This window comes from Metabacillus litoralis (assembly GCF_007994985.1).
Taxonomy (GTDB): domain Bacteria; phylum Bacillota; class Bacilli; order Bacillales; family Bacillaceae; genus Metabacillus; species Metabacillus litoralis.
Genome location: NZ_VOQF01000024.1, coordinates 22,585 through 28,989, shown reverse-complemented (window position 1 = coordinate 28,989; position 6,405 = coordinate 22,585). Strand labels below are relative to the sequence as shown.

Here is a 6,405-nt window from a genome sequence, read left to right as displayed (position 1 = left end):
ATTTTTAGGTGTAAGGTTTCTACCATTTCTCGGAATGACACAAGATCAAATTGATATATTCATGATTGTTGTGTTAGGAACATGGTTTCTTAGCTTAATCATTACCTTTTTTCTCATCCTGCTTTATTTTGATGAAAAAAAAGCAGCATTTTGGCTCATCGGTTCGTACACAATATTAAGCTTTCTTCTTACCCTGCTTTTCATGGGATTGTTTAATCAATATGGAGGAGGCATGTTTGTCGCTGCGATTATTAGTTTATATCTGGGCTGTCGTATTTTGATCTCAAGATTAAACGAAATTGATTACACAACATTCTGCTCGCAGCCTATTGTTTATAAAGAAAAAATAACGGGGATTGAGCGGCTGTTAAAGAGGTTTGGTAGTCTTGAAGAATAGGAGGATCAGCATGAAAAAACCACCATATTTTAAAACATCACTAGCCGTGATTGCGGTTTTTATCCTTCTGTTGGTGATGAAGAGCTATTCAACAGCTCCTACCAATCAGCAAAATGCTACTACAAAGCAAAACAGTACGACTACTCAGGTAGAAAAAACTGAGGATTCACTTGTTGAGGATAAGCGTGTGTACGAAGGTCATAACGGCAATAAAGTGAAGCATGTTTATATAACAGTTTTTGATCAAAATCGTGTACCAGATAACGACATTAGCATTTATGAATTAAATGAATCGTATAAAGAATATAGCAATCTAGATGATGGACCAAAGCTGAACATTTTATTTGAAACAGGAACGAAAGAAGGTCCTGAAAAGAATGGCTTTATTGATCTGGGGAAATCGTCTCCAAATGCAAGTATTGAGTTAAGAGGACGCTCTAGTCGTCTTGAAGCACAGAAATCCTATAAAATTCGCTTAAGTGATAACGGTGGATTATGGTATGGACAAACTGTACTGAATTTAAATAAGCATGCAGATGATGTGACTAGAGTTCGTAATAAATTAGCATTTGACTTTTTTAAAGAAATTCCCGATCTTATCAGTTTGAGAACGGATTTTGTTCAATTACATGTTAAAGATATGACGGATCCAAATGCAGGTGATGAGTTTGTTGATTATGGCCTTTATACACATGTAGAGCAGCTTAATGAAAAAGCACTAGCCGCTCGTGGCCTTAACCCTGATGGTCATTTGTATAAAGCGGAAAACTTTGAATTTTATCGCTATCAAGACCAACTTAAGCTCTCAGATGATCCAGCTTATGATAAAAAAACATTCGAATCTGTGTTGAAAATAAGTGGCAGTGAACAGCATGAAGAATTGCTAACCATGTTAGATGATGTAAATGATTTGTCAAAGCCGTTTAATGAGGTGTTTTCTAAATACTTTAATGAAGAAAATTATCTCACATGGCTGGCAGTTAATGTGATGTTTGGTAATTATGACACAATGTCTACGAATTACTATTTATACAGTCCACTTAATTCAGAGAAGTGGTATTTTATTCCGTGGGATTTTGATAAAGCACTTGGTCGTGATGCAGAAAGAACAGATGATTTTCCAAGCTGGCATTTAGGGCTTCAACGTTATTGGGGAACGGTACTTCATAAACGTTATTTACGAGATCCGCAAAATGTAGAAAAGCTATCGAAGAAAATTGATGAACTTACAGCAATCATCAATGAAGAATCAATGGCTAAAAAGATTGACGAATATCGACCAATTGTTAAGCCTTACACTTTGAGAAATCCAGATCTCAAATATTTAGGAATTGAAGCTTCTGAATTTGATTCCTCATACAACAAGCTAAAAACAGTGGCAACAAGATACCAAGCTTTATACAAAGAATCATTGCAATTCCCAATGCCGATATTTTTACATTACCAAAGGGAGAATAATCAAGATGTGTTCAAATGGGAAACATCTCATGATCTGCAGGAAGATCTCTTAACCTATCATCTTCAAATCAGTACTGAGCCAACATTTCAATCAACGATCGTTGATATAAAAGATGTGAAGAAGTTCTCTTATGAAACAGATATACTTGAGCCTGGTCGATATTATTGGCGTGTATTAGTAACGGATGAAGATGGTCATACTCAAATTCCGTTTGATTATTATAAAGACAATGCGAGGATTATTCACTGGGGTGTTCAAGAAATTATTGTGACTAAAGGAGCAAGCTCATGAAGAAGTTCCGCCATGAATTAAAATATTATATTACTGAGAAAGACTACTTGATTCTGCGAAATAAAATAGGTGTACTTTTAAAGCAGGATGATCACTCAATTGATCAACAAGGATATTTAATTAGAAGTCTTTATTTTGATAATATACATGATCATGATTTATTTCAAAAGAACTATGGAATTTTGCGAAGAAAGAAATTCAGGATTCGGATATATAACCATTCTGATGAAGTCATAAAGCTTGAGAAGAAAAGTAGGCAGGGAGAATATATCCTAAAAACATCTGTATCCATTTCAAAAGAAGAATACCTGAAGCTGCTTGATTGGGATTATGAATTTCTGAGAAATAAAGAGCAGCCACTTTATAAGGAATTTTATCATTATCTTAATAGTGAATATATGCGGCCACGTGTGATTGTTGATTATATTCGTGAAGCATATATCGGCCATATTAGTAATGTGAGGATTACCTTTGATAAGGAATTGAGTGTTGTGACAAATTCAACTGACTTGTTTAATCCCAACAATAGCTCAACAGAAGTGTTACCATCTTCACAGATGATTCTTGAAGTGAAATATGATGAATTTTTACCAGAATATATTCGTGCTGTTCTTCAGCTTGGTGCTCATAATCGTTCAGCGATTTCAAAATATGTATTATGCCGTATGAAATCAATCCAATATCACGGTTACTAAAGAGGGGAAACAAATGGGAAATGATGTAACAAATTTCAATGACGTGATAAAAAATAGCTTTTTAAATGATTATATGTTTGGAAACCTAGCAGCACTTGATATTTTACTAGGCTTACTAACAGCCTTTATGGCAGGTTCCTTTATTTATGGTGTGTACAAATATACCTATAAAGGCGTGTTATATAGTCCTAGCTTTAATGTCACATTACTAGTTATGACCATGATCACATCACTTGTGATTATGACAATAAGTACAAATGTTGTGCTTTCGCTGGGAATGGTTGGGGCTCTAAGTATTGTCCGCTTTAGAACAGCGATAAAAGATCCACTTGATGTTGTATTTATGTTCTGGGCCATTGCAGCAGGTATTTCAAGTGGAGCGGGCTTATATCTCCTCACACTACTAGGAGCTGTGATCATCGGAGCTGTAATCGTTGTATTATCACGCAAAAAACATACAGACACATTATATTTACTTGTTATCCACTACACAGAGGAAGCAAATGACGAAGTAAAACGTGAATTGCAAAAGCTAGATTATACCCTTAAATCAAAGGTCGTTCGTAAAAACATGATGGAGATAACCGCGGAAATTCGACTGAAGATTGATAACACTGCGTTTATGAATAAATTAGGAGATCTTGATGGTGTACAGGATGTTTCGTTGGTTCAGTATAACGGGGATTATGCAGTTTAAATGGGGGTCAGACCCCCATTTTTTTATTCTTGATAAGTTCCGCCAGTACGCATAAAGGCAGGGAAGCGGTGTTTTTCACTTAATTTCAGGCTTTCTTCATCTGTGACAACGGTAAGTACTCGCACTTTACCAATCAATTGCTCTTTCTTAAAATACTTCAGCCAAGTTTTTGCCCACTCACTTTCTTGCAAATCACTGGCCTCAAATCCTTCCCATAACACACCATCAATATATGGTTTGGAAGCAGCCTTTAATGTATCAAATCCTCGATTTTGGAGAATTAATAATTCTGGGTATGCTGACTTTAACTCCTCTAGTAAAGACACATAACCTGATCTCATGTTTTGCTGCGTTTCTTGATCTTCATGAAAATAGTAGTCAAGATCATCCACCGTATCAAAAAACACCCCATCAAGTCCATTTGCTGTCACATACTTCTCTATCTTCCATCGTAATGCATCACGATAATGCGACTCACGCAAATCCATCACATATGTATCCCATTCTTCAATATAAATTCGTTCACCATTAAGCTCTGCATAATCAGAATCAGCAATATGCTTCTTCAGCTCTTCATTCCAATTTTCAAGCTGCATAAGACTTACATAGCCGAATACCTTAACGTCGGATTCTTGTAGAATAGTAATATTCTCTTTAGAAAATGCCGTGGGCTCCAAAATAACCGCATCAAATTTTTTAAGTTCCTGCACCTTTTGTTCAGTAGGATTGCCATAGAAAATAGAAAAAGATTTAACATCATATAAAGGACCATACCAAAACATGTGTAACAACCCTTTCGCTGTAAAAAAGATAGCTGTAATAGTAAGTAGAGATATTATGAACTTTTTGATCGTAGTTATCCTCCTGGTTTGTGAGTAGTTAGACAGCTCTAATTTTTTATCTATATTTTATCATTTAATTAGTAAAGGAACATATAGTATCGGTCCCACTAATCTTTGATTCGATGAAAAAATAGAATAATATAATTAATAGTCTTTACTGAACAAAACACGTCTGCTACAAAGGACTTTTTTAATTGTGTAATAAATTTATCAGATGAGTTTGATCAAATTTCAGTTGAAGGTAATAATTACATTTTAAATGGTGAAGTAGTACTTTATACAACTAAATTTAAGTAGGTATTAACGTTACTTAATTCCACAAGCTTAATTTCATTATTACAAAGTTAGGTAAATACAACAACGGTAATTCAGAAACCTTAATTGAATAAGAAGAATTACCTTTAGTATAAAGGTTGCTATGTGAGGGAATACGGCATTAAATAAGAAGGAGAATCTATTGGAATTGAAGAAAGGAAAACGTCTAAAATCCTTTTCAGTTAAGGATTTAGACTTTTTTAATGTTATTGAAACCTATCGTTATTAACATGTCTTTGTGGGAGAAACACCAGATTCTATCTTTTTTCGGCGACAAAACCAGAATTTAGCATATACCATCTATTGTGGAGTAGATATAAATTGCGACATAAAATAAGTTCCTATTTATTTCTAGGAACTTGTGTATTGGGGGATTTTCTAATAATGGCTATAAAAGTTCTAGATATCAAAAATGTAATTGTTATCGTATAAAAACTAGTAAATGAACTCCAGCCCTTTTTAAATTGGCTATGTTAAAGATAAAGGTTGATTTTAAGTAAAATGGTTTGGTAACAGCTACCCTACATCTAATAAAATTAAATTAACTTAAACTGGATATTTATGTTAAAATAAATGCAATATTGTGAAGGTTTACACTTAAACTAACGGAGCAGGTTTCTGCAATTAGAGGAATTGTCTATTTCTTATTCAAATTAAGAAGTAAGATTACTTGAAAAAGCAAGGTTGTTTCTATACTTTGTGAAACTTTATGTTTTGTCTACTCGTATATAAGTAAACAAGGTTTTAAAACCAAAGGTGGTATAAAGATGAAATGTAATCAATGTCAAAATGAAATGATAAAAGATTGTAATGTTAATGTTGAAGGTGGAATGTACGGAATCAAAATAAGTAAAAAGGTGAAAGGGCTTTTCAACAAAGTATCTGCAAAGCCTAAAGCAGCCGTTTGCTCAAATTGTGGTTATGTAGCATTCTACATTGATGAATATAATGAGTTTAGTGAGTAGGATAGATAATTATTTAACTGAGCGACTGTACGACAGACATTAGCCCCTTTTTTAAACTAACGAAGCAGAATAGTGGAACAAGAACTTAGTTTTTTAATAGTAATATAAAAAGTGAGGAGGGGTTATTGATGAAAAGGCTAATAAGTATATCTCTTATTGCTGTCTTATCAGTAGTATTGATTTATTGGGTTGATTTTTCAGATTTTGAAATTGGAAAATATGATGATTTTCAAGAAGCAATTGAAAAAGGTATTCCTTATAAAGTTAATGATATAATCCACACTGAAATATATGACAATGTAACCATTGTTATGTACACGACAGACCCTAATAAAGAAGACTTTCCTTTGGTAAATTACGAAGCACTTGCATTAGCCTTCTTTAAAGGAAGTGATAAAGAAGGCTGGGAAAACGTTGGTCATCATGGATGGACACATTACGAGAATGATAATATGACATTACATATTGAACCTCTGCGTGAATATGATAATAAAGGGAATGAACTTCATGAATTTTATGTGGTGTTTGGTGAAGTAAATAATCCTGGAATTGTAAAAGTAGAGACCAAAACAAAGGAAGAAGAGTCATTTGAAGAAGCTGAAATTATTCATCATCAAGATAAAAGTAAACGTTATTATTTCAATATAGGTAGAGAAAGTATTGTCAGAGGATTATCTGAAAGTGGAGATGTAATAGACAGACAAGGTGGATAAAATAGCTGATTGTGAAATTATGTACTTAAAC

Annotated in this window: 7 protein-coding genes; 6 read left to right on the top strand and 1 reads right to left on the bottom strand. The window is 33.7% G+C overall.

The window, feature by feature from the left end; translation table 11 throughout:
• The 4 genes from pelG to FS935_RS22110 form a co-directional block, all read left to right on the top strand.
• Nucleotides 1–397 (top strand): exopolysaccharide Pel transporter PelG (gene pelG / locus FS935_RS22125; RefSeq protein ID WP_240050998.1); only part of this gene is annotated, 397 nt, incomplete at its 5' end.
• 10 nt (nt 398–407) lie between these two features.
• Nucleotides 408–2,147 carry a CotH kinase family protein gene (locus tag FS935_RS22120; protein ID WP_146950783.1) on the top strand — a complete coding sequence of 580 codons (1,740 nt, stop codon included), beginning with the start codon at nt 408–410 and terminating at the stop codon, nt 2,145–2,147.
• Nucleotides 2,144–2,842 carry a polyphosphate polymerase domain-containing protein gene (locus tag FS935_RS22115; RefSeq protein ID WP_146950782.1) on the top strand — a complete coding sequence of 233 codons (699 nt, stop codon included), beginning with the start codon at nt 2,144–2,146 and terminating at the stop codon, nt 2,840–2,842. The genes FS935_RS22120 and FS935_RS22115 overlap by 4 nt, the downstream gene beginning before the upstream one ends.
• A 13-nt stretch (nt 2,843–2,855) precedes the next feature.
• The gene (locus tag FS935_RS22110) at nt 2,856–3,539 is read left to right on the top strand and encodes a DUF4956 domain-containing protein (protein WP_146950781.1); all 684 of its coding nucleotides are present in this window, start codon (nt 2,856–2,858) and stop codon (nt 3,537–3,539) included.
• A gap of 23 nt (nt 3,540–3,562) precedes the next feature.
• Here the strand turns inward: FS935_RS22110 and FS935_RS22105 are convergent, their stop codons facing one another.
• Nucleotides 3,563–4,321: an endo alpha-1,4 polygalactosaminidase gene (locus tag FS935_RS22105; RefSeq protein ID WP_146950780.1), complete on the bottom strand. Its 759-nt coding sequence runs from the start codon at nt 4,319–4,321 to the stop codon at nt 3,563–3,565.
• 1,142 nt (nt 4,322–5,463) lie between these two features.
• On the opposite strand from FS935_RS22105, the gene FS935_RS22100 reads away from it, so the two are divergent.
• Together FS935_RS22100 and FS935_RS22095 are read left to right on the top strand one after the other, a co-directional pair.
• Nucleotides 5,464–5,661, top strand: a complete 198-nt coding sequence (locus tag FS935_RS22100) for a nucleic acid-binding protein (RefSeq protein ID WP_146950779.1) — start codon at nt 5,464–5,466, stop codon at nt 5,659–5,661.
• Between the two features lie 128 nt (nt 5,662–5,789).
• Nucleotides 5,790–6,374, top strand: a complete 585-nt coding sequence (locus FS935_RS22095; RefSeq protein ID WP_146950778.1) for a hypothetical protein — start codon at nt 5,790–5,792, stop codon at nt 6,372–6,374.
• The last annotated feature ends 31 nt before the right edge of the window (nt 6,375–6,405 follow it).